This window comes from Fulvimarina thalattae, from assembly GCF_040239565.1.
GTDB lineage: Bacteria > Pseudomonadota > Alphaproteobacteria > Rhizobiales > Rhizobiaceae > Fulvimarina.
The window spans coordinates 35776-56540 of the sequence record NZ_JBEHWS010000016.1 but is presented as its reverse complement, the minus strand read 5'-3'; the positions used below and the strand labels follow the sequence as shown (position 1 = coordinate 56540).

Annotated in this window: 20 protein-coding genes, 1 tRNA gene and 1 pseudogene; 16 read left to right on the top strand and 6 right to left on the bottom strand. The window is 61.8% G+C overall.

The annotated features are described in order from the left end of the window. Positions 1-159 precede the first annotated feature (159 nt). Both ABRA89_RS17190 and ABRA89_RS17185 read left to right on the top strand, forming a co-directional pair. Positions 160-1239 carry an endonuclease/exonuclease/phosphatase family protein gene (locus tag ABRA89_RS17190; RefSeq protein ID WP_349942724.1) on the top strand — a complete coding sequence of 360 codons (1080 nt, stop codon included), beginning with the start codon at positions 160-162 and terminating at the stop codon, positions 1237-1239. A gap of 94 nt (positions 1240-1333) precedes the next feature. Beyond that, positions 1334-1681: a TraR/DksA family transcriptional regulator gene (locus ABRA89_RS17185; RefSeq protein WP_349942723.1), complete on the top strand. Its 348-nt coding sequence runs from the start codon at positions 1334-1336 to the stop codon at positions 1679-1681. A gap of 33 nt (positions 1682-1714) precedes the next feature. On the opposite strand, the gene ABRA89_RS17180 is transcribed toward ABRA89_RS17185, so the two are convergent. Next, the gene (locus tag ABRA89_RS17180) at positions 1715-2944 is read right to left on the bottom strand and encodes an MFS transporter (protein ID WP_349942722.1); all 1230 of its coding nucleotides are present in this window, start codon (positions 2942-2944) and stop codon (positions 1715-1717) included. Positions 2945-3193: 249 nt separating this feature from the next. Here ABRA89_RS17180 and ABRA89_RS17175 point away from each other — a divergent pair, with 249 nt between their 5' ends. The 4 genes from ABRA89_RS17175 to ABRA89_RS17160 all read left to right on the top strand — a co-directional run bounded on the left by ABRA89_RS17175 (position 3194) and on the right by ABRA89_RS17160 (position 6696). Continuing rightward, positions 3194-3502, top strand: coding sequence for a hypothetical protein (locus tag ABRA89_RS17175; protein WP_349942721.1), 309 nt, complete (start codon positions 3194-3196; stop codon positions 3500-3502). 636 nt (positions 3503-4138) lie between these two features. Then, positions 4139-5053, top strand: coding sequence for a diaminopimelate epimerase (dapF, locus tag ABRA89_RS17170; RefSeq protein ID WP_349942720.1), 915 nt, complete (start codon positions 4139-4141; stop codon positions 5051-5053). Continuing rightward, entirely contained in the window at positions 5053-6327 is a 1275-nt protein-coding gene (mtaB, locus tag ABRA89_RS17165) for a tRNA (N(6)-L-threonylcarbamoyladenosine(37)-C(2))-methylthiotransferase MtaB (protein WP_349942719.1), read from the top strand. Before dapF ends, mtaB begins: the two co-directional genes overlap by 1 nt. A 60-nt stretch (positions 6328-6387) precedes the next feature. Continuing rightward, a complete protein-coding gene (locus ABRA89_RS17160) occupies positions 6388-6696 on the top strand; it encodes a hypothetical protein (protein WP_349942718.1) in 309 nt (102 codons plus the stop codon). Here ABRA89_RS17160 and ABRA89_RS20450 read toward each other — a convergent pair. Next, the gene (locus ABRA89_RS20450; RefSeq protein WP_463671310.1) at positions 6693-6983 is read right to left on the bottom strand and encodes a hypothetical protein; all 291 of its coding nucleotides are present in this window, start codon (positions 6981-6983) and stop codon (positions 6693-6695) included. The two genes, ABRA89_RS17160 and ABRA89_RS20450, sit on opposite strands and share 4 nt — an antisense overlap. A gap of 108 nt (positions 6984-7091) precedes the next feature. Between ABRA89_RS20450 and ftsY the strand changes: the two genes are divergently transcribed. Both ftsY and ABRA89_RS17150 read left to right on the top strand, forming a co-directional pair. Then, on the top strand, positions 7092-8177 hold the full coding sequence (gene ftsY / locus ABRA89_RS17155) for a signal recognition particle-docking protein FtsY (protein ID WP_463671313.1): 1086 nt from the start codon (positions 7092-7094) through the stop codon (positions 8175-8177). Between the two features lie 146 nt (positions 8178-8323). Continuing rightward, positions 8324-8400: transfer RNA gene (locus ABRA89_RS17150), tRNA-Pro, on the top strand. Between the two features lie 185 nt (positions 8401-8585). On the opposite strand, the gene ABRA89_RS17145 is transcribed toward ABRA89_RS17150, so the two are convergent. Further along, a complete protein-coding gene (locus tag ABRA89_RS17145) occupies positions 8586-9896 on the bottom strand; it encodes an MFS transporter (protein ID WP_349942717.1) in 1311 nt (436 codons plus the stop codon). A 186-nt stretch (positions 9897-10082) separates the two neighbouring features. Here ABRA89_RS17145 and cyoA point away from each other — a divergent pair, with 186 nt between their 5' ends. The 6 genes and pseudogenes from cyoA (at position 10083) to argC (ending at position 16660) form a co-directional block, all read left to right on the top strand. After that, positions 10083-11186: a ubiquinol oxidase subunit II gene (gene cyoA / locus ABRA89_RS17140; protein ID WP_349942716.1), complete on the top strand. Its 1104-nt coding sequence runs from the start codon at positions 10083-10085 to the stop codon at positions 11184-11186. Between the two features lie 69 nt (positions 11187-11255). Further along, positions 11256-13259, top strand: a complete 2004-nt coding sequence (gene cyoB, locus ABRA89_RS17135) for a cytochrome o ubiquinol oxidase subunit I (RefSeq protein WP_349942714.1) — start codon at positions 11256-11258, stop codon at positions 13257-13259. 3 nt (positions 13260-13262) lie between these two features. Then, a complete protein-coding gene (cyoC, locus tag ABRA89_RS17130; RefSeq protein ID WP_349942713.1) occupies positions 13263-13889 on the top strand; it encodes a cytochrome o ubiquinol oxidase subunit III in 627 nt (208 codons plus the stop codon). Further along, positions 13889-14284: pseudogene (gene cyoD / locus ABRA89_RS17125) on the top strand (cytochrome o ubiquinol oxidase subunit IV); the annotation flags it as partial. The gene cyoC and the pseudogene cyoD, both read left to right, overlap by 1 nt. A gap of 444 nt (positions 14285-14728) precedes the next feature. Continuing rightward, positions 14729-15481, top strand: a complete 753-nt coding sequence (locus ABRA89_RS17120) for an SURF1 family protein (protein WP_349942712.1) — start codon at positions 14729-14731, stop codon at positions 15479-15481. Between the two features lie 126 nt (positions 15482-15607). Further along, positions 15608-16660 carry an N-acetyl-gamma-glutamyl-phosphate reductase gene (gene argC / locus ABRA89_RS17115; protein ID WP_349942711.1) on the top strand — a complete coding sequence of 351 codons (1053 nt, stop codon included), beginning with the start codon at positions 15608-15610 and terminating at the stop codon, positions 16658-16660. 3 nt (positions 16661-16663) lie between these two features. On the opposite strand, the gene ABRA89_RS17110 is transcribed toward argC, so the two are convergent. Next, positions 16664-17437, bottom strand: coding sequence for a dienelactone hydrolase family protein (locus tag ABRA89_RS17110; protein ID WP_349942710.1), 774 nt, complete (start codon positions 17435-17437; stop codon positions 16664-16666). A 280-nt stretch (positions 17438-17717) separates the two neighbouring features. On the opposite strand from ABRA89_RS17110, the gene ABRA89_RS17105 reads away from it, so the two are divergent. After that, on the top strand, positions 17718-18650 hold the full coding sequence (locus ABRA89_RS17105) for a homocysteine S-methyltransferase family protein (protein WP_349942709.1): 933 nt from the start codon (positions 17718-17720) through the stop codon (positions 18648-18650). Between the two features lie 32 nt (positions 18651-18682). Here the strand turns inward: ABRA89_RS17105 and ABRA89_RS17100 are convergent, their stop codons facing one another. Beyond that, complete coding sequence (locus ABRA89_RS17100; RefSeq protein ID WP_349942708.1) at positions 18683-19774, bottom strand: COX15/CtaA family protein; 1092 nt, start codon at positions 19772-19774, stop codon at positions 18683-18685. Positions 19775-19981: 207 nt separating this feature from the next. Here ABRA89_RS17100 and ABRA89_RS17095 point away from each other — a divergent pair, with 207 nt between their 5' ends. Then, complete coding sequence (locus ABRA89_RS17095) at positions 19982-20197, top strand: DUF2842 domain-containing protein (RefSeq protein ID WP_349942707.1); 216 nt, start codon at positions 19982-19984, stop codon at positions 20195-20197. A gap of 2 nt (positions 20198-20199) precedes the next feature. On the opposite strand, the gene ABRA89_RS17090 is transcribed toward ABRA89_RS17095, so the two are convergent. After that, positions 20200-20685: a TspO/MBR family protein gene (locus ABRA89_RS17090; protein ID WP_349942706.1), complete on the bottom strand. Its 486-nt coding sequence runs from the start codon at positions 20683-20685 to the stop codon at positions 20200-20202. Between the last annotated feature and the right edge of the window lie 80 nt (positions 20686-20765).

Below are 20765 nucleotides of genomic sequence, written 5' to 3'. Positions count from 1 at the left end.
CCGGCCATAAAGTCAACCGAACGCGCGAAAGGAGCGCAGCGGCCAGCCGACGAAAGGTCTGCTTACATATCGCACGTTTACGTCCCGCCCTCGTGTTCTAGCTGTCGGATTACGAAGGGCCGACGAACTTCGACTACAAGCGAGACGAATTTGATAGCCTTGACCATTCTGACCGTGCTCGCCGTCCTGCTCGGCCTCGCGGCGCTTATTCCCTTCTCGCGCGTCTCCCACGGCGTCGTGCGCATGTGCGAGTTTCCGCGGCTCCAGATGGTGGCGATCGCCTTTGTCTGCCTGCTGGCAACGCCGGTATTCGTGACCGATCCGGTCTGGCTCTATCCGCTGCTCGCCACCTTCATCGTGGTGCTGGGCATTCACGCCTACATGATCGGCCAGTTTACGCCTATCCGGAAGCAGCAGAGCCATGTCTATGACGGCGACGTCAATGGCGACAACGTGGTGTCGGTACTCTCCTGCAATGTGAAGATGTCGAACCGCGACTATGAGCGCTGCCTTGGAATGGCACGCCGGGCCGACGCCGATCTCGCACTCTTCATGGAAACCGACGAGCCCTGGGCCGAGGGGCTTTCGCCGCTCGCTGAAAGCTATCCGCACGTCATTTCGCGACCTTACGACAATTCCTATGGGATGATCCTCTATTCGCGCCTGCCCTTCGAAAAGGTCGAGGTCGAATATCTCACCATGGAAAAGGTCCCGTGCTTCATCTGCGATGTGCGGCTGAGGAACGGCGAGACTTTCCGCATCTATTGCGTCCACCCCGAGCCGCCGGTGCCGAACGCCGATTCAGCTGGCCGAGACGCCGAGCTCATACGCGTGGCGAAGCTCGCCAAGGACGACGGCATGCCGTCCATCGTCTGCGGCGATCTTAACGATGTCGCATGGTCGCACACGACGCGGCTCTTCCAGCGCTTGTCGCAGCTGCTCGATCCGCGCGTCGGCCGCGGCTTCTACAACACCTTCGATGCACGCTATCCCGTCCTGCGCTGGCCGCTCGACCATCTCTTTCACGACGAGCACTTCTCGCTCGTCAGCATCACGCGCTGCGAGCACATCAAGTCGGATCACTTCCCGATCTTCTTCAAGCTCGCCCTTACCTCGACGCCGACGGTGATCGACGAGGTCGAAAAGCCGAACGGCGACGACCACGCGGAAGCTGAGGATATCAAGGGCCAGGCCGACGACCTCGACCGCAAGGCGATCGGGACGGACTGGGAGAAGTGACACAAGGGCACCGGCGAGTGTGCAGGCCTTCGCGTCGCCGACCCATGGACGTGAGACAGTTGCGAAAGTCGAAATGCCAACCGGGAGGCAAGCAATGACCACGCCGTCCGAGGACGGGATCGACACCGATAAATTCCAAAAGCGCCTCGAAACAGAGCTCGAAGAGCTGACCACGCTCTCGGAAGACGCGAGCGAGAACCGCGCGCCGGTGGAGCTCGACCAGCAGAGCGTCGGCCGGCTCTCGCGCATGGACGCCATGCAGGTGCAGCAGATGGCGCAGGCCGTGGAGCGGCGCCGACGCGATCGCATTCAGAAAATTCGCAGGGCGCTCGCCCGTATCGAGGACGGCGACTACGGCTACTGCCACGAATGCGACGAACCTATTGCCTCAGGCCGACTGGAGATCGACCCGGCGGCGCATCTCTGCGTCAATTGCGCTTGAGGCGGCTCGGTCAGTACTCATAAGCAATGTGACTCAATGCGCGTGTGCAACCCGCTCGGCCACGATGCGGCGTGACAGTGTCAGCATCACAATCGAGGCGAGGAAGCTGTAGAGGCCCATGGCAGCGAGCTGGGCTTCGTAGGCGACGTCGTGATCGATGAGATAGCCGGTGATGCCCGGCCCGACGGCGGTGGCGAGCACGGCCGCCGAAATCACGATCGAGCGGATCGCGCCGAGATGGGCGGCGCCGTAGAGCTCTGGCCACAGAGAGCCGACGAGGGTCGAGGAGAGGCCCATCGAAATGCCGAGAAGAGCCATGAAGACGAAGATCGTCCAGAGGCCGGTGCCCCAGGCCGCGACGAAGCACGCGATACCAAGCGGCACGAGAAAGCTCGGCAGGAGTCGCACCGAGGTGTAGCGGTCGACCAATGAGCCGGCGATAAGCGTCGCTGCGACGGTGGTGAGGCTCATCACCGCAAAGCCGAGGGCGAAGACCTCCAGCGGCCAGCCCTTCAGCTCGGTCAGATAAACCTGATGGAAGAAGATCGTCGTGCCGATGAAGGGCGGGGCGAGGACGCCGATCAATGCGGCATAGAATTTCGGATCGGCGAGAACTTCGCGGCGCGACCAGTCGCGGATCGGTGTCTTGTCATGGCTTGGCGGTTCGGCCGTAAGCGGGTCCCGCTCGCGCATGACGAGGCCGGCGATCAGCGGCAGGGCGAGCACCAGCATAACGGCAGCGCCGGCCATCCACGCGCCTCGCCAGCCAAAGAGGGACGACGCGGCGACGAACAGGAACGGGAAGATTGCCGTCCCCACATGCTGGCCGAGGCTCGAAATGGAAATCGCCCTCCCCCGGCTCGCGACGAACCACTTGCCGATCGCGGTGTGGGCAATCTCGGTCATCATGCCCTGGCCGAAGAGGCGCAGGAGATAAAGTGCAAGAACGAGCGTGACGATCGAGCCCGCGAGCGGCAGGGCAAGGCTCGCCACCGCCAGCATCACCATCACGCCGATTGCGACCGCCATGATCGAAAAGCGATCGAGGAGCCCGCCGAGAAAGGGCAGCGTCGCCGCACTGCCGAGGGTCGCCATCATGTAGAGGACGCCGAAATCCCCATGGCTGAGATCGAACGCCTCTCTGATCTCTGCATTCGACAGCGCGATGAAGAAGGTCTGCCCGAAAGAGGAGAAGAAGCACAGGAGAAAACCGCCGGCGATCCAGCGGCCGTTGCGGGCGAGAAAGGACAAGAGTTCGGTCATGCGGTGCAATGCAGGTGTTGAGTGGCCTATCGGGCGGCCGATCCGCGGAGAACGGTGCGATCAGCCATGATTATCGTGGACATACCAGCATTGTGCGCCTGCGAAGAGTCCCAGCACAGCAAAGTGAAATGATCTGCGGCGAAAGCCGATTTCGATCTCCGCTAACCCTTTCATCAGGGCTTTGGGAACGGGATTTACGGACCGGCGTTTCGCAGTTCGAAATCGAACACTCCCGAAAAGGTCTACCCAATGAGCAACACCAATCCGCCGAATGAACCGCGCGACCGCACCGTCATCGTGAACAATGATCGAGGCTCCAGTGGAGGCAGTGGCGGCGGCGGAGGCGGTTGGCTGATCGCGGGTATCCTTCTCGTCGTGATCCTGATCGGAGCTTTCTTTGCCTTCGGTGGAGGCCTGTTCGGCGGTGGCTCATCGGGTGGCGGTGGAGATGTCAGCATCGAAGCCCCCGACGTGAACATCGATGCCGGTGGTGGCGGCGAGTCCGGCGGCGGGGGTGAGTCCGGTGGTGGCGGCGAAGGCTCTTCCGGCGGCAACTGATCGACCGACATCGCGCTCCGGCCAGATATTCCAGGCCGGAGCGCAAGTCGTAGAGGCGCGCGGCAACGAACGTGGCCGGCTGGATTTCACATCCGGCTTCCGCCCACGGCATTACCGCATGTTACGACGAGGATAGCGTTATCCCGTTCGAAAAAAGCCGGCCCTGCTCATGTCCCGGAAACCGAAACCGGCCTAAAATCCAGTTTTTTCAATCGAATATCGTGATGAAGATACATTTCAACCCGACCCAGAAGATGGCGCAAAAGCCAGCGAGGCCACACCAAGCGAGCAAGACGGAAACCCAATCCTTTCTGAGGCGAAAGAACCGATTGTCGTTTGCCGGATGAGCCATCCATCGTTCCTCGGTATTCAATAAACTAGGCCATTGTGTCGCAGCCTACCCGCAATTAGAGTGGAATTTGGCCGTGAGATAGCGCTGAATTGGATCACTGAGGTTAGATTTAACCGTCAGTGGCTGACCCGACCGACTTTCAAAGAAAATTCGAGTCGAATGTCGTTGAGTGCGGCCAGTCAGGCTGCCCCATCCTTGAAACTGGCTTGGTCACTGGCCGCCTTGTCACGCCTGGGTTCGCGCGACGACTTTCAATCCCGCGAACGTTCAGCCATATAGCGGCCATGAGCGGAAACACCGACCAGAACGCACGGATGAGCGTGCCTTTTGCGCGTATGAACGGGCTCGGCAACGAGATCGTTGTGGCCGATCTGCGCGGCTCGAAGACGCGTATCTCACCCGAAGCCGCACGCGCGCTCGCAAGCCATGAGGCAACCCGTTTCGACCAGATCATGGCGATCCACGATCCGCGCCTCGACGGCACAGACGCCCTTATCCGTATTATCAACCGCGACGGCTCGGAGGCCGAGGCCTGCGGCAACGGCACACGCTGCGTCGTCCAGGCGCTCGGCAGCGAGAGCGGACAGCGGGATTTCACCTTCGAGACCCGCGCCGGGATTCTGACCGCTCATGAGGCGGAAGACGGCATGATAACCGTCGACATGGGCCGGCCACGCTTCGGCTGGGAGGATATTCCGCTCGCCGAGGAATTCCGCGATACCCGCGCGATTGAACTCCAGATCGGCCCGATCGATGCGCCCTTGCTGCATTCACCGTCGGTCGCGTCCATGGGCAATCCGCATGCGATCTTCTGGGTGAAGAACGACGTCTGGAGCTACGATCTGGAGCGCTTCGGTCCGGTTCTTGAACATCATCCGATCTTTCCGGAGCGGGCCAATATTTCGATCGCTCAGGTCACCGCATCGAATGCCCTCACTCTGCGCACCTGGGAGCGCGGTGTCGGTCTGACGCTCGCCTGCGGCTCGGCCGCCTGCGCCGCTGCCGTTTCCGCCGCGCGGACCGGACGGACGGACCGAAGCGTCACCGTCACCGTGCCGGGCGGTGATCTGCTCATCGAATGGCGCGAGGACGACAAGGTGATGATGACCGGCCCTGCGACATGGATGTGGTCGGGCCGGCTCGATCCCGCGACCGGCGAGTTCGCGCGCGACGCCCAAGAGGAAGCGGAGCCCGCCTGATGGGTGTCGACGTCGTCTCCTTCGGCTGCCGCCTCAACACCTACGAAGCCGAGGTAATGAAGCGCGAGGCCAGCGCCGCAGGGCTCGGCGCGGGCGAGCGGCCTGCAATCGTCTTCAACACCTGCGCCGTCACCGCCGAGGCCGTCCGCCAGGCGCGCCAGCAGATCCGCAAGGCGCGCCGGGAAAACCCGGACGCGCGCATCGTCGTCACCGGCTGCGCGGCGCAGACCGAGCCTGCACGCTTTGCCCAGATGGCCGAGGTCGATGCCGTCATCGGCAATGACGAGAAGCTGAAGGCGGAGAGTTACGCGGCGCTTCCGGACTTCGGGGTCGCGGCGGAGGAAAAGGTCAAGGTCAACGACATCATGAGCTTGACCGAGACCGCCGGCCATATGGTCGATGCGATCGAGGGCCGCGCACGGGCCATCGTTCAAATTCAGAACGGCTGCGACCATCGCTGCACCTTCTGCATCATCCCCTATGGCCGGGGCAATTCGCGCTCCGTGCCGATGGGTGCGGTGGTCGAGCAGGTGAAGCGGCTGGTCGCGACTGGCTATAACGAGGTCGTGCTCTCTGGCGTCGACATGACGAGCTGGGGCGCGGACCTTCCCGGCGCACCGAAGCTCGGCAGGCTCATCCAGTCGATTCTCAAGAACGTGCCGGACCTGCCGCGCCTGCGCCTCTCATCGATCGACAGCGTGGAGGCGGATGAGGCGCTGATCGAGGCGATCGCCTGCGATCGCCGCGTGATGCCGCATCTCCATCTGTCGCTGCAGGCCGGCGACGACATGATCCTGAAGCGCATGAAGCGCCGGCATCTCAGGGCCGATTCGATCGCATTCTGCCAGGAAATGCGGGCAAAGCGCCCGGACATCGTCTTCGGGGCCGATCTCATCGCCGGTTTTCCGACCGAGACCGATGCAATGTTCGAGAACACGCTGAAGCTGGTCGACGAGTGCGGCCTCACCTTCCTGCACGTCTTCCCGTTTTCACCGCGCGAGGGCACGCCAGCCGCACGGATGCCGCAGCTGCCGAAGACCATCGTCAAGGAGCGTGCCGCCCGGCTCCGTGCCGCTGGCGAGGACGCATTCGCGCAGCATCTTGCGCGGCAAATCGGCACGCAGCACTCGATCCTGGTCGAGCGCGAGGGCATTGGCCGGGCCGAGGACTTCACCCTTTGCAGGATCGCGGCCGGCCTTCCCGGATCGCTGGTCGCTGCTAGAATTACTGGTGCGCACGACGGAATGCTTGATGCCGCACCGCTTGTGTTTTGACGGCAGGTCGCCAAGTTCCGGTGCAACCGACCCCGATCGTTGAAAGGATGACGATACGCCATGGCCGAGAAGAAGGGCTTCTTCAAACGCATCTTTTCGTTTGGATCCGCGAGCGAGGAAGAACGCACGCCTGAACACGGCCAGACGCCGCGCCCGAACGATACCGAGGTCGGCCGCGAGGACGCGCCCGATCCCGACGCGCGGCCCACATCGGCAGCGACCGTCGTCGCCGATTCCGAAGCGGGTGCCGAGAGTTCCGAGAATGGCGGCGTGACGCCTGTCAAAGAGATGGAACAGCAGGCTTCCGACGACGCGGATTCGGAAGGCTCGGCTCAAAAAAAAACAGCGCAGCGGAGCAGCTGGAGCTAAACGAGCCGTCTGAAGGCGAGAAAAGCTCCGATTTCAGCTTTCTCGATAGCGACGAAGAGCCAGAAACTAGCGCCGAACGCGAGCCGCAGCCGGAAGATTTCAGCTTCCTCGATGCGCCCGTCGAAGAGGCAGACGAGCGCTGGTCCGATTCGGATGACGCTTCGCCCGAGCCGATAGCGGAACGGGAGGCTGAGGATTCGGCGGAGCCGCGCGAACACAGCCTCAATCCTGTTCACGACCACGAAGGCGATGGGCCCCCGACTTCGGTTCCCGAAGCCGGTGAACATCACCCAGACCTTCCCGACACCGCCGAGGAACCTGAGTTTCTCCGCAGTGACGACGCCGTAGAGAACGATGAAGCCGAACAGTCGGATTTTTCCTGGCTCGACAGCGATCTGCCGGCGGATGAAGACGAGGATGCACCGCGCTCAAGCGCCATCACCCGCGACCGCCCCCTCCCCGAAGTCTCCGGCGACGCCGGCTTTCGCCTGCGTGAAGAGGCCAGACGCGAGGACGAGAGCGTCGCGGCAGCGCCGAAACTGCCTTGGCTGCAGCGGCTGCGCGAGGCCCTTGGTCGGTCCTCATCCAACCTTACCGGCTCGATCACCTCGATCTTTACGAAGCGCAAGCTCGACGAGGACGTGCTTCAGGATTTCGAGGATGTTCTCATCCAGGCCGATCTTGGTGTCGAAACCGCCATGCGGATCACGGACAGGCTCTCCGACGGCCGCTATGGCAAGGAAATCTCCGGCTCGGAAGTAAAGCGCGTGCTCGCAGAGGAGATCGAGAAGACCCTCGATCCGGTGGCCCAACCGCTGGAGCTCGATCTTGAAAAGGTGCCGCACGTCATCCTCGTGGTCGGCGTCAACGGCACCGGCAAAACGACGACAATCGGCAAACTCGCGGCCAAGCTGACGCGTGCGGGCATCAGCGTGACGCTCGCGGCTGGTGACACCTTCCGCGCAGCCGCCGTCGAACAGCTCAAGATCTGGGGCGAGCGGACCAATTCAGAGGTCGTCGCGCGTCAGATCGGGGCGGACGCGGCCGGCCTTGCCTATGATGCCTACGATGTCGCGGTGAAGAACAAGTCGGACGTTCTCATCATCGACACGGCGGGGCGGCTCCAGAACAAGGCCGAACTGATGGCCGAGCTCGAAAAGATCATCCGCGTCCTGCAAAAGCGCGATCCCGATGCCCCGCACACCGTGCTCCAGACCCTGGATGCGACCACCGGCCAGAACGCGATGAATCAGGTGGACATCTTCCGGAACGTCGCGGGTGTGAACGGCCTCGTCATGACCAAGCTCGACGGCACCGCACGCGGCGGCATCCTCGTCGCGATCGGGGCGAAGCACAAACTGCCGGTCTATTTCGTCGGCGTCGGCGAAGGCATCGACGATCTCGAACCCTTCAAGGCGAAGGATTTCGCCAATGCGATCGCCGGCGTGGAAACAGAGCGACAAGGCGTGACAGCTGGTTGAAAGCGCGCTGAATGGGCGGAATCAAGCGCGGGAATGAAGCCCTCGGATCACCCCGAAGTTTCATGGCAGAAGGCGCTTGCGGCACCGGGACCGAGCGGTTATATGGGCGCTCATCCGGTCGATTTCAGCGCGAATACCGGTGTAGTCGGAGTGTAGCGCAGCCTGGTAGCGCACCTCGTTCGGGACGAGGGGGTCGCAGGTTCGAATCCTGCCACTCCGACCATTTTCTCAGAAAGCCTAAAACCGAAAATCGGCGCGAAATTGCTTCCGGCTTAAGCTGCGGCTCGCAGCATCTTCCACGCGCAGCCGATTAATGCAGGCTCGTCTTTATGCGCCCGATGATGTGTCGATAGGTCCGGTTCGCCACGCGAATTGAAGCGAATAGCGCCCTGCCCTTGCCCGGCGATGCTATTCGCGGTGTTCCAGCATCTCGTTGTAGCGGAGCGCGAGGAGCGTGCAGAGAGCGCCTGAAAGCAGATATCCACCCGCCGCGATCAGACCCAGCTTTTCGGTAAGATAAAGCGCGACGAAGGGCGACAGCCCTGCGCCAAAAAGCCATGCGAGGTCCGAAACCAATGCGGAGCCGGTATAGCGGTATTTGGTTGGGAAGTTCGACGCGACCGCGCCGGAGCATTGGCCGAAGGAAAGGCCGAGAATCACGAAACCGGCGATCATATAGACCACCTCGCCTGCTTCCCCCTGGGCGAGCATCGACGGCGCGAAGCCGCTGAAGACCGCGATCAGAAGCGCCATCGCGCTGAGGAGAGTTCGCCGGCCATACCGGTCGGCAAGCAGGCCGGACGCGACAACCGAGCCCGCGCAGACGGCGGCCCCCACACCCTCGATGATGAGGAAGCGGGTGATGCTTTCGCCAGAATAAAGTTCGACCCAGGATAGCGGGAACACGGTTACCATGTGGAACATGGCAAAGCTCGCGAGCGGCGCGAAGGCCCCCACAATGATGACCTTGCCATAGGCTTTGAAGGTCGCGCGCACACGGGTCGCCTGCAATTCGCGGCGCTGGAACTGATGGATGTATTCCGGAGTCGCAACGATTCTCAACCGGCTGAAAAGCGCGACCACGTTGATCGCGAAGGCGACGAAGAAGGGGAATTGCCAGCCCCAGCTCATGAACTCTTCGTCAGGCAGAAATCCGTGGAAAAACGCGAAAAGACCCGATGCTAGGATCAAACCGAACGGCGCGCCGAGCTGCGGGACCATCGCCCACCAGCCTTTATGCTTCTCCGGCGCGTTCATCGCCAGAAGCGAAGATAGCCCGTCCCAAGTGCCACCGATCGCAATACCCTGGCCGATGCGGAAAAGCGCGAGAAGCCAGATCGAGAACGCACCGACCTGCTCGTAGGACGGCAGGAACGCTACGACGACCGTGGATGTGCCGAGCAGGAAGAGCGCGATCGTAAGCTTGGTGCCTTTGCCGTGACGGCGATCGATCGTCATGAAGATCCAGCTGCCGAGTGGCCGCGCCATGAAGGCCAGCGCGAACAGCGCGAAGGAATAGAGCGTGCCCGTTACCTGATCGACGAAAGGAAAAACGAGCCGCGGGAACACCAGAACCGAAGCGATTGCGAAGACGAAGAAATCGAAGAATTCAGACGTACGACCGATGACGACGCCCACCGAAATGTCGCTCGGATTCAGTCCATGCCGGCTCGTGGCGATTTCGCTCCCGACCGCTCCGACCGCCGTTGCTTCGCTCATCCCACGACCTCATGCTCATAACCGTGTCGCGGCGGCGATACGACGCCCCGCGCAACAACGCGCCCGCTCGATTGGGGGTTGAGGCGGCGCTTGAATTGTTGAATACCAGCATTCCACGGCAGTCAATGCCCGGCGCATGTCGGGATTGCTGCTCGTTCCTGTCATGATCATCGCGGGTGTGGCCCCTTGCGACTTTTCCGTTTCCTCGCCGTTCTGCCGCTTCCGATGCTTCTCAGCGCCTGCGGTGATCTGGTCGTGCTGTTTCCGGATGGCGACATCGCGGCGCGCCAGCGCGATATGCTGCTGATCGCGACCGGCCTGATGCTTCTCATCATCATTCCCGTCATCGCGATGACATTGATCTTCGCCTGGCGCTACCGTGCAACGAACAAGACAGCGCGCTATCAGGCGGACTGGGATCATTCGACCAAGCTGGAGCTCGCCGTCTGGGGCGCGCCGCTGCTCATCATCGTGGTTCTCGGCGCGGTGACCTGGGTCGGCACTCATCTTCTCGATCCGTACCGCCCGCTCGACGAGATCACCACCAGCGAAAGCGTCGATACCGAAGGCGAACCGCTTGTCGTCGAGGTGGTCGCGCTGAACTGGAAATGGTTGTTCCTTTATCCGGAATACGGCATCGCCACGGTCAACGAATTGGCTGCTCCCGTCGACAGACCAATTCGTTTTGAGCTGACGGCCGAATCGGTGATGAACGCCTTCTATGTGCCGACGCTCGCGGGCATGATCTACGCCATGCCGGCCATGGAGACGAAGCTCCACGCCGTCGTCAACAAGGAAGGCGTCTATGACGGCTTTGCCTCGCATTACAACGGTGCCGGCTTCTCCGACATGCGCTTCAAATTCCACGGCCAAACGCCCGAGGACTTCGAAGCCTGGGTCGAGAAGGTGCGCCAGGCGGACGACGAATTGAACCAGCAATCCTATCTGCGGCTCGCCTATCCGAGCGAGGCCGATCCGGTTCGGTATTTTTCTTCGGTGCAACACGGGCTCTACCAGCGCATTCTCGGCATGTGCGTGCAGGACGGGAAGATGTGCGTTCAGGAGATATCGAACATCAATCGCGGCGAGCCTGGCGGCGAGGAAGCGCATGTGGACGTCGATGCACTAAGATACGACCACTTCCCGATCGACGAATTCGACCCGCATTCACCGCAAGGCGCTACGGCGCCGGCTTCCGGGCGCGTCCCGCATACCGATCGTATGCTGGAGAACGGCGGCGGCAACGGTGCGGATTCGATCGCACCACCCCAGCTGAATCAATCCCATTGAGAGAGCGTCGAGCCCATACCGGCATCGGCGCCGGCCGAAACCGAGCTCCCATCGGTCGGAGACCCTGACATGTTTGCCAATACCGATCTTTCGCGATTGATCTTCGGACGCTTCACCCTCGATGCGATCCCCTATCACGAGCCGATTCTGGTCGTGACCTTCCTCGGTGTCCTGATCGGCGGAGCGGCGCTTATTGGCGCCATCACATATTACCGCTGGTGGGGCTATCTCTGGCACGAGTGGCTGACGAGCGTCGATCACAAGCGGATCGGCGTGATGTACATCATCCTCGCCATCGTCATGCTGCTGCGCGGCTTTGCAGACGCGCTTCTGATGCGCGCGCAGCAGGCGATCGCGTTCGGCGGCAATGAGGGCTTCCTTCCCGCCCATCACTACGATCAGGTGTTCACAGCCCATGGCGTGATCATGATCTTCTTCGTCGCCATGCCGCTGATCACCGGCATCATGAACTACATCATCCCGCTGCAGATCGGCACGCGGGACGTCGCCTTCCCATTCCTCAACAACTTCTCGTTCTGGATGACGGCGGGCGGCGCGGTCCTGATCATGCTTTCGCTCTTCGTCGGCGAATTCGCGCGCACCGGCTGGCTGGCCTTCCCGCCGCTCTCTGGGGCGGAATTCAGTCCGGGCGTCGGCGTCGACTACTATATCTGGGGCCTCCAGATCGCGGGCGTCGGAACGCTTCTGTCAGGCGTCAATCTGCTCGTCACCATCATCAAGATGCGCGCTCCGGGCATGACGATGATGCGGCTTCCGGTCTTCGTCTGGTCCTCGCTGTGCACCAATGTCCTCATCATCGCCGCCTTCCCGGTGCTGACCGCCGTGCTCGTCCTGTTGTCGCTTGACCGCTACGCCGGAATGCACTTCTTCACGAATGACCTCGGCGGCAATTCGATGATGTATTTCAACCTCATCTGGATCTGGGGCCATCCGGAGGTCTACATCCTCATCCTGCCGCTCTTCGGGGTGTTTTCCGAAATCACGTCCACCTTCTCGGGCAAGCGCCTCTTCGCCTATACCTCGATGGTCTACGCCCTCGTGGTGATCACGATCCTCTCCTACCTCGTCTGGCTCCACCACTTCTTCACCATGGGCAACGGGGCGAGCGTGAACTCCTTCTTCGGGATCACGACGATGATCATCTCGATCCCCACAGGGGTTAAGGTCTTCAACTGGCTCTTCACCATGTATGAGGGCCGCATCCGCTTCGAACTGCCGATGATGTGGACGATTGCCTTCATCGTCACCTTCGTCATCGGTGGCATGACCGGTGTTCTCCTTGCCGTTCCGCCGGTCGATTTCACGGTTCACAACTCTCTATTCCTGGTCGCCCACTTCCACAACGTGATCATCGGCGGCGTGCTCTTCGGCTGCTTCGCGGCCATCAACTTCTGGTTCCCCAAAGCGTTCGGTTTTAAGCTCGACGTCTTCTGGGGCAAGGTCAGCTTCTGGTTCTGGGTGGTCGGCTTCTACTTCGCCTTCATGCCGCTCTACGTGCTCGGCCTGATGGGCGTGACGCGCCGCCTGCGCGAGTTCGACGATCCGTCGCTGCAGATCTGGTTTGTTATTGCAGCCGCCGGGGCACTGATGATTGCCTGCGGCATCGCTGCGCTGCTGATCCAGTTCTACGTCTCGTTCCGCAACCGGGAGGCCCTCAAGGACACCACCGGTGATCCTTGGGACGGCCGGACCCTCGAATGGGCGACGTCCTCACCGCCGCCGCAATACAACTTCGCGTTTACGCCGATCGTGCGCGATCTCGACACATTCACCGACATGAAGCGAAACGACTTCAAGCGGCCAGCGGAGGGATTCAAACCCATCCACATGCCGAAGAACACCGAGGCCGGGATCATCCTCGCCGGCCTCTCGACGGTCTGCGGCTTCGCGCTGATCTGGTATATCTGGTGGCTTGCCGCCCTCAGCTTCTTCGGGCTGATCGGCTATGCGATCTGGCACACGTTCAACTATGATCGTGACTATCACATCCCCGCACATGAAGTCGCCGAAACGGAACAGGCCTACGCGTCTCTGGCGGCGGGGAGGAGCTGAGGCATGGCGCACACGGCCCACAGCCATAGCAATCCGCCGGAGTCGTTCTTCGAACTGGACGAACACGAGCACGAACCGGGGGCGAGCACCATGCTCGGCTTCTGGATCTACCTGATGAGCGACTGCCTCATCTTCGCGGTCCTGTTCGCGACCTACGGCGTACTGGGTGCCAATTACGCAGCCGGCCCGCGCCCGGAGGACATTTTCGAACTGTCGCTCCTCGCCGTGAACACGGCGATGCTTCTCTTCTCGTCGATCACCTACGGCTTCGCCATGATCGCGATGCAGGCGCGCCAGACCAAGATGGTCCTCATCTGGCTGGCGGTCACTGGCATTTTCGGAGCACTCTTCCTCGGCATCGAACTTTACGAGTTCGGTGTCTTCATCGGAGAAGGCGCGTCTCCGCAGCGTAGCGGTTTTCTGTCCGCCTTCTTCACGCTCGTCGGCACGCACGGCCTGCACGTCACCTTCGGCATTATCTGGCTGATCACGCTTATGGCGCAGATCGCCAAGCACGGCCTTGGCGCCGAAAATCGACGACGCGTGATGTGCCTGTCGATGTTCTGGCACTTCCTCGACGTCGTCTGGATCGGCGTCTTCACCTTCGTCTACCTCATCAGGATGATATGATGAGCACCAGCTCCCACGCGTCGACGGCAAACCACGATGCGGCCGCTCACGACGACCATTCCGAGGGCGGCGAAGCCCACGCGACCCTGAGCGGCTATCTCACCGGTTTCGTCCTCTCCGTCATCCTGACGGCGATCCCGTTCTGGCTGGTGATGGCCCGACCGATCGAGGACGGCGTGACGACGGCGCTCCTCGTCACCGGCTTCGCAGTGGCGCAGATCTTCGTCCATATGATCTACTTCCTCCACATGGACTCCAAGTCCGAGGGTGGCTGGACGATCATGGCGCTGATCTTCACCGCCGTTCTGGTGATCATCACGATTTCAGGCTCGCTCTGGGTTATGTATCACCTGAACCAGAACATGATGCCCATGGGCGACATGGAGATGGAGCACCGATCGGGCTCGGATGCTCCGGGTCAGGCCCCGGTCAATCAACTCTCTCCGATTGAAAGCGACGCCGCGGAGGAAGGACCTCCCGAGGCGCCGACCCCGCCACCGCTCTCCGGAGCTGAAGCCGGACAGGTTGCTCCAGCCGGAGCATCCTCGGAAACCGCTGGCGGCGGCGAATCGGCGCCCGAACAGGAGCCTTCCACTTCATCCGGCGAAGAGTCCGAGACGACCGGTGGGGGACCGACCGAGGCGGAGTCACAAAGCGGCAACGAGCCGGAGACGGCACCGGGGACAACGATCCACGGCGAGAACGGCCGGCCCCATATCGTGATCATTCCCCGGTCCGGAAACGGCTCCTGAACCAAGCTGTTCTCTCGACAGAGAGCTGGATGACTGTGCGCCATGGCCGAAAGCGACGACGCAGACCAGGGTTCGCGAGGCAGAGGGATGTCATGGTTCCGACGTAACCATGTTTCGGTCCTCGTCGCATGCCTGTCGATCGCACTCTTTACGATCTTCGTCGGTCTCGGCGTTTGGCAGATCGAGCGCAGGACCTGGAAACTCGATCTCATCGCCGCGGTCGAGGAGCGAGCGAGCGCCCCGCCGATCGAGGCTCCCGGTTCTGATCGATGGCCGTCTCTCTCGTTCGAAGACGACGAATATCGCCATGTGTCGGTTACCGGCGAGTTCATGAAGGGATCGGACGCTCTCGCGCAGGCGACGACCGATTACGGGCTTGGCTACTGGCTGATGACGCCGATCGAGACCGGGCGAGGCTTCACCGTGCTCGTCAATCGCGGCTTCGTACCGTCGCGCGAAGTCGCGGGCGAGATCGCTCCGCCCGAGGGCGCTGTGACTGTGAACGGGCTCCTGCGCATGAGCCAGCCGGGCGGTGGATTCCTGAGAAGCAATGATCCGGATGCCGGGCGCTGGTATTCGCGCGACGTGACCGCGATCGCGGCGGCACAAGGCTTAGCCGGCCCGATCGCACCCTATTTCGTCGATGCGGAAGGCTCCGGAGAAGAATCGCTTGCCGGCGTGGAGCCAAGCTATCCGATCGGCGGGCTTACGGTCACCCAGTTCAACAATTCTCATCTCTCCTATGCGCTGACCTGGTTCGCCCTTGCGGGTCTGACGCTTCTCGGGATGGCGATTTTCCTGAGGCGCACCGGGCGAGGAACCGAGCCGCGCAATTCTTGACATCGAGAACGAGTTTGTATTGTTCGGCGCGAAAACTTGCGGATTTGTCGCGGATCGCCCTGATCACGACGCGGGCAGGTCATTGCTCAGAGCCGCGAGACAGTTTCCCGAAAAGGCCAGTAAACGATGGAAAAGATCAAGGTCGGAGTTCTAGGCGCGAGCGGCTATACGGGAGCGGATCTCATCCGCCTCGCGTTGCGTCATCCGGCGATCGAACTCACCGTGCTGACCGCGAACGCCCATGCGGGCAAGCCAGTTAAGGACGTGTTCCGGCACTTCTCCCATGTGGACCTGCCGGATTTGATCTCGATCGACGATGCAAACTGGTCCTCGGTCGATGCGGTCTTCTGCGGCTTGCCGCACGGCACGACCCAGGCGATCACCAAGCAGATCTTCCAGTCTCATCCGAACGTCAAGATCATCGACATGTCGGCCGATTTCAGGCTGCGTGATCCGGCAGCCTACAAGGAATGGTATGGGCTCGATCACATCGCGACCGAAGTTCAGCCGGAGGCGGTTTACGGCCTCACCGAACTCTACCGCGACGAGATCGCGGCGGCCCGTCTGATCGCCTGCCCGGGCTGCTATCCGACCGCAGTTCTCCTCTCGCTTGTTCCGCTGGCAGCAGAGGGTCTGGTCGATGCGACGGACCTCGTCATCGACGCCAAGTCGGGCGTGTCGGGCGCCGGCCGTGGCCTGAAGGAAAACACGCTCTTTTGCGAGGCCGGCGAAGGACTGTCGCCTTATGCCGTCGGCAAGCACCGGCACATGGCCGAGATCGAGCAGGAAATCGGCAAAGCCGCCAAGCTCGACGGCCTCCGGGTGAACTTCACGCCTCACCTGATCCCCATGAGCCGGGGCGAGCTGACGACCAGCTATGTGCGCATGAAGAACGGCGCCAGCGCTTCGGACCTGAAGGACGCATTGATCAGCGCCTATTCAGGCGAGCCCTTCGTCACCATTCTCGACGGCGAGACCCTGCCCCAGCCCCAGATGGTGCGCGGCTCGAACTATGTGGCGATGAACGTGATCCCCGATCGAATCCCCGGCCGCGCCATCGTCATCTCGACCCTCGACAATCTCGTAAAGGGGTCTGCCGGCCAGGCGCTCCAGAACTTCAATCTCGCCTATGGCATGGACGAGACGCTCGGACTGGAGCAGCTGCCGCTGTTTCCGTGAGGATCAGCCGGCAGTTGTTCCCTCGCCAAGATTCTCCTCCAGAAACGCCTCGAAGTTCATCCACGACTTCTTATCGGCCCGCTCCTGATAGCGGTCAGAGTCGATGACCGTGAAAGCGTGGGGCGCGCCTGAATAGATGTCGAGCTGGTAGGTGATGCCGGCGTCTTCCAGCGTCTTGGCGAGTTCGGCGGCATCGGCGATGGAAATCGACGTATCAGCGCCGCCGTGTTCGATAAGAATCGGCGCGGTGTCCGACGGGTAGCTCTGGCCCTCGGGCGTGGAGAGGCCGCCGTGGAAGGTGGCGTAGCCGGTGATATCGCTCGCCTGGCCGGACCGGGCGAGCTCGAGAACTGCCGCGCCGCCGAAACAGTAGCCCATGACGACGGCTTCGTCCGCCTCGGACTGGCCCCGTGCGGTTTCGAGGCCTGCCAAGATGCGGCTGCGCATCGCCTCTCGGTCGTCATAGAGCTTGCCAGTCTCGGCCTTCTTGGCTTCGGTCGTCTCCGGACGATTACCGGCACCGTAGAGATCAACGGCGAAGGCGTCGTAGCCCATTTCGGCCAACATGTCGGCGCGCTGGCGTTCGTAATCCGTCAGGCCGTCCCAATCGTGGATGATGAGAACGAGGCCGCTGCCGCCGCCTTCGCCCGAAGCGGGCGCGAAGTAGCCTTCATAGTCCGCGCCATCGGCTTGATATGTCACGGCTTCGCCGGCAACGGCAGTGGCGGATGTCAGACAGAGCAGAACGGTCGCGGTTACGATCGATCTTGCGGTCATATCCATCTCCAATCAGTTCAAATTTCCCTCGCAAATCATCAAGTAGAGGAACGGCGATACTTAAGAACCGCCATTTGGGGACAATCCGAAACCAAGAGGCCCTCAGTCCACGACGCGACCGGACCTTGCGCAAGGACTCGCGGCAATTTGCCCTCGCGTCTCGCGCCGTTTGTGAAGCTATCAACCTGCTAACGAAATGGCAGGTGCAAATTCCGCGTTTATATTTCAGTCTCTTAGCCGGATGGGCGGCAGCTCGAATACGAGCGAGGAGGAGACGTCTATGAAGCGCTACGAAGAACTGATGGCTCGCATCAGCGCCGGCGAGACCATCTTGATCGACGGCGGGACCGGTACCGAAATCGAGGGGCGCGGCGTGCCGCAACTCCCAGGAGCATGGAACGGTGGAGGAACGCTGTCCCATCCCAACATCGTCCGTAGCATCCATGAGGAATACATCTGCCACGGAGCCGAGATCGTCATCGCCAACACGTTCGCCGCAACCCATCACGCCCTGACGGACGCGGGCGAAGCCGGGCGTTTCGCCGACTACAATCGTCGAGCCATAGAACTCGCGGTCGAAGCGCGTGATCGAATGGATGCGCCCGGTGTGGCTATCGCCGGTGGCGTATCATACTGGTCGTGGACATATCGCCACCCGCCGCTGGAACGGCTGGAACGCAGCGTTGCCGTGCAGACCGCGATCATGCGGGACGCGGGCGCGGATCTCCTTATGCTGGAGATGATGGTCGGCGTATCGCGAATGCAGACGACGCTGCGTGGCGCGCGAGAGAGTGGGCTGCCTATCTGGGTCGGCCTATCCTGCGACGCAGCGGCGGACGGCACAATGCGGCTCATGGGCGATCGCGGTCTCAGCCTCGGCGAGCCGGACGGAGAGCCCCTTGCCGACGCGCTCAGCATCTTGGCGACTGAAAACGTGCCCCTTGTCTCAATCATGCACACGGATGTGAGGCATATCGATGCGTGCCTCGACGTGACCGATAAGTACTGGAATGGCCCTGTCGGGGTCTACGCCCATGCGGCTGTCTATCACGAAGGCCGCTGGCTCTACGAAAACGCCATCTCCACCGAAGACTACGCGAATGCGTCCGAGCGGTGGGTTCGGCGGGGCGTCCAAATCATCGGCGGCTGCTGCGGAATCCGCCCAGACCATATTGAGGTTCTGCGCAAGCGCCTGATGGATGGCGAGGCGTGAGTGTCTCACAAGCCCCGGCGGCGGCGGACACTTTACGGGCTCGCTGTCGCTAGCTTCGGATACTCGCCCTTGAGCCCGCGCGCATGGATGATCGCGACGGCGAGTACCGCGACGCCGCCGAATTGGTGCAGCAGCGCCCAAGAGATCGGCACGACAAGAAGCAGCGTCACGATGCCGATCATCGCCTGAACGACGACCGCGCCGAACAGCATCCAGGCCGTGCGCGAATGGCGCGTGCCGGGCGATATCATCTGGGCGGCGATGGCATGAATCAACGTCAGGATGAAGATCAGATAGGCCGTCATCCGGTGGACGAATTGGATCGTCAGGTGATCCTCGAAGAGGCTGAGCCAAGCCGGCTGAAGACCGAACAGATTGGCGGGGATGAATGCCCCGTCCATCAGCGGCCAGGTGTTGTAGATGAGGCCAGCATTGAGCCCCGCTACGATACCGCCGAGATAGATCTGCAGGATGACCAGCGCGACAAGCCCAAGGCCCACGGCAAGCGAGCCGCGCGTCGGCGGCGGCACCGGATCTCGGCGCTTAAGGCCCTCGGCCACCCACAGCGAAGCCGCCAGAATGAGCGAAGCGACGGTCAGATGTGTGGCGAGCCGATACTGGCTCACGTCCGTCCGATCGACGAGGCCCGAGGCGACCATCCACCAGCCGATACCGCCCTGGATCGCGCCGAGGGCAAGAATCCCTGAAAGACGCGGCTTCAGGAACGGCTCCAGCCGGCCAGTCGCCCAGAAGAAGACGAGCGGGATCGCGAAGACGAGGCCGATGCCGCGGGCAAGTAGCCGATGCGCCCATTCCCACCAGAAAATGGTCTTGAACTCCGACAGGCTCATGCCCCGGTTCAGTTCCTGATATTGCGGAATGCGCTTGTACAGCGTGAATTCCTCTTCCCATTCGGCGGCCGAAAGCGGCGGGATAACGCCGTGGATCGGCTTCCATTCGGTGATGGAAAGCCCCGACTCGGTCAGCCGCGTCGCGCCGCCGACGGTAACGATCGCGAAGACGAAGGCGACGACGACGAGAAGCCAGAGACGCACCCAGAAGCGGTTGCGTCCTGTGGAGGAAACGGCCCGTGGTTCGGCCTGCTCGAAAGTGGCGGTACTCATGTGGCGTCGTTTGCATCCGATTGTCGGCGGAAACAAGCCGCATCTGCGTCGCAGCGGTTGCGTCAATACGATCCGGTCAGGCGTCCAACGGGGACGCATTGCGATCGGTCACATGGGAAATGTCTGGAAATCCGGGGCGCAGGTCGCCATTAAGGGGCAAGGAGTCGGGCGGAGCCACAAGCCGTCGCGAGACAACGAAGGAGCGACATGCCGGTTCGCCTCAAGAAATTCATCGGAACGATCATCATCATCTTCCTGGTGATCGTCTATGCGCTGATCGCGACGACTGTCGCCGTCGCCTTCTTTGCCGAGTCGAGCGGCTGGGTGCATCTCGCCTATTTCTTCCTGACCGGCTTCCTCTGGATCATCCCGGCGATGCTCGTCATCAAATGGATGGAAACACCGCCGCGCGAGAACCGGTAAAATCAGGCGGCGCGGCCTGAAAAGACCTGCGGATTGCGCTGCCAGACGGAATAGTTGAGGCAGGCCGCCGCCGTGACCCAGGCGAGATAGGGAACGAGCAGGAGCCCGGCCCAGAGATCGATCGGCAGGAAGACAGAGAAATTCGCCGCGACCAGAAACCAGAGCGCGACGACATTGGCGAAGGCGAGATCTGCGCGCCGCATGCCGAAGAAGAGCGCCGACCACGCCGCGTTAAGCGCCAGCTGCACGCCGTAGATCACGAAGGGCAAGGCGACCAGTCCAGCCTCCTGATAGACGCGCCATCCCGCGATCGCGATGAAAAGATAGAGAACCGTCCAGACAGTGGGGAACGCCCAATTAGGCGGCGTCCAGGACGGCTTGTCGAGCCGCTCGTACCATGGGCCCGGCTTAAAGACCGCCCCGCTCATCGCGACCACGAAGACGATCGCGAAGAAGACCAGAAAACTCAGGACCGAACCCGTCAGCATGTCACGTCCTCATCCGATGTTCGCGGTGATCCGCTAGATAATCGGTGTTATATTATAACGCGGAGAACTTCAACGGATTG

Bases quoted from the DNA above. Each gene is read 5' to 3' on its own strand.
- ABRA89_RS17100 (WP_349942708.1), bottom strand. From the start codon at position 19,774: ATGAGTACCGCCACTTTCGAGCAGGCCGAACCACGGGCCGTTTCCTCC.
- ABRA89_RS20450 (WP_463671310.1), bottom strand. From the start codon at position 6,983: ATGTTCACCGGCTTCGGGAACCGAAGTCGGGGGCCCATCGCCTTCGTG.
- ABRA89_RS17175 (WP_349942721.1), top strand. From the start codon at position 3,194: ATGAGCAACACCAATCCGCCGAATGAACCGCGCGACCGCACCGTCATC.
- ABRA89_RS17090 (WP_349942706.1), bottom strand. From the start codon at position 20,685: ATGCTGACGGGTTCGGTCCTGAGTTTTCTGGTCTTCTTCGCGATCGTC.
- dapF (WP_349942720.1), top strand. From the start codon at position 4,139: ATGAGCGGAAACACCGACCAGAACGCACGGATGAGCGTGCCTTTTGCG.
- mtaB (WP_349942719.1), top strand. From the start codon at position 5,053: ATGGGTGTCGACGTCGTCTCCTTCGGCTGCCGCCTCAACACCTACGAA.
- argC (WP_349942711.1), top strand. From the start codon at position 15,608: ATGGAAAAGATCAAGGTCGGAGTTCTAGGCGCGAGCGGCTATACGGGA.
- ABRA89_RS17160 (WP_349942718.1), top strand. From the start codon at position 6,388: ATGGCCGAGAAGAAGGGCTTCTTCAAACGCATCTTTTCGTTTGGATCC.
- ABRA89_RS17105 (WP_349942709.1), top strand. From the start codon at position 17,718: ATGAAGCGCTACGAAGAACTGATGGCTCGCATCAGCGCCGGCGAGACC.
- cyoB (WP_349942714.1), top strand. From the start codon at position 11,256: ATGTTTGCCAATACCGATCTTTCGCGATTGATCTTCGGACGCTTCACC.
- ABRA89_RS17110 (WP_349942710.1), bottom strand. From the start codon at position 17,437: ATGACCGCAAGATCGATCGTAACCGCGACCGTTCTGCTCTGTCTGACA.
- ABRA89_RS17120 (WP_349942712.1), top strand. From the start codon at position 14,729: ATGTCATGGTTCCGACGTAACCATGTTTCGGTCCTCGTCGCATGCCTG.
- ABRA89_RS17185 (WP_349942723.1), top strand. From the start codon at position 1,334: ATGACCACGCCGTCCGAGGACGGGATCGACACCGATAAATTCCAAAAG.
- ABRA89_RS17095 (WP_349942707.1), top strand. From the start codon at position 19,982: ATGCCGGTTCGCCTCAAGAAATTCATCGGAACGATCATCATCATCTTC.
- ABRA89_RS17180 (WP_349942722.1), bottom strand. From the start codon at position 2,944: ATGACCGAACTCTTGTCCTTTCTCGCCCGCAACGGCCGCTGGATCGCC.
- cyoC (WP_349942713.1), top strand. From the start codon at position 13,263: ATGGCGCACACGGCCCACAGCCATAGCAATCCGCCGGAGTCGTTCTTC.
- ABRA89_RS17145 (WP_349942717.1), bottom strand. From the start codon at position 9,896: ATGAGCGAAGCAACGGCGGTCGGAGCGGTCGGGAGCGAAATCGCCACG.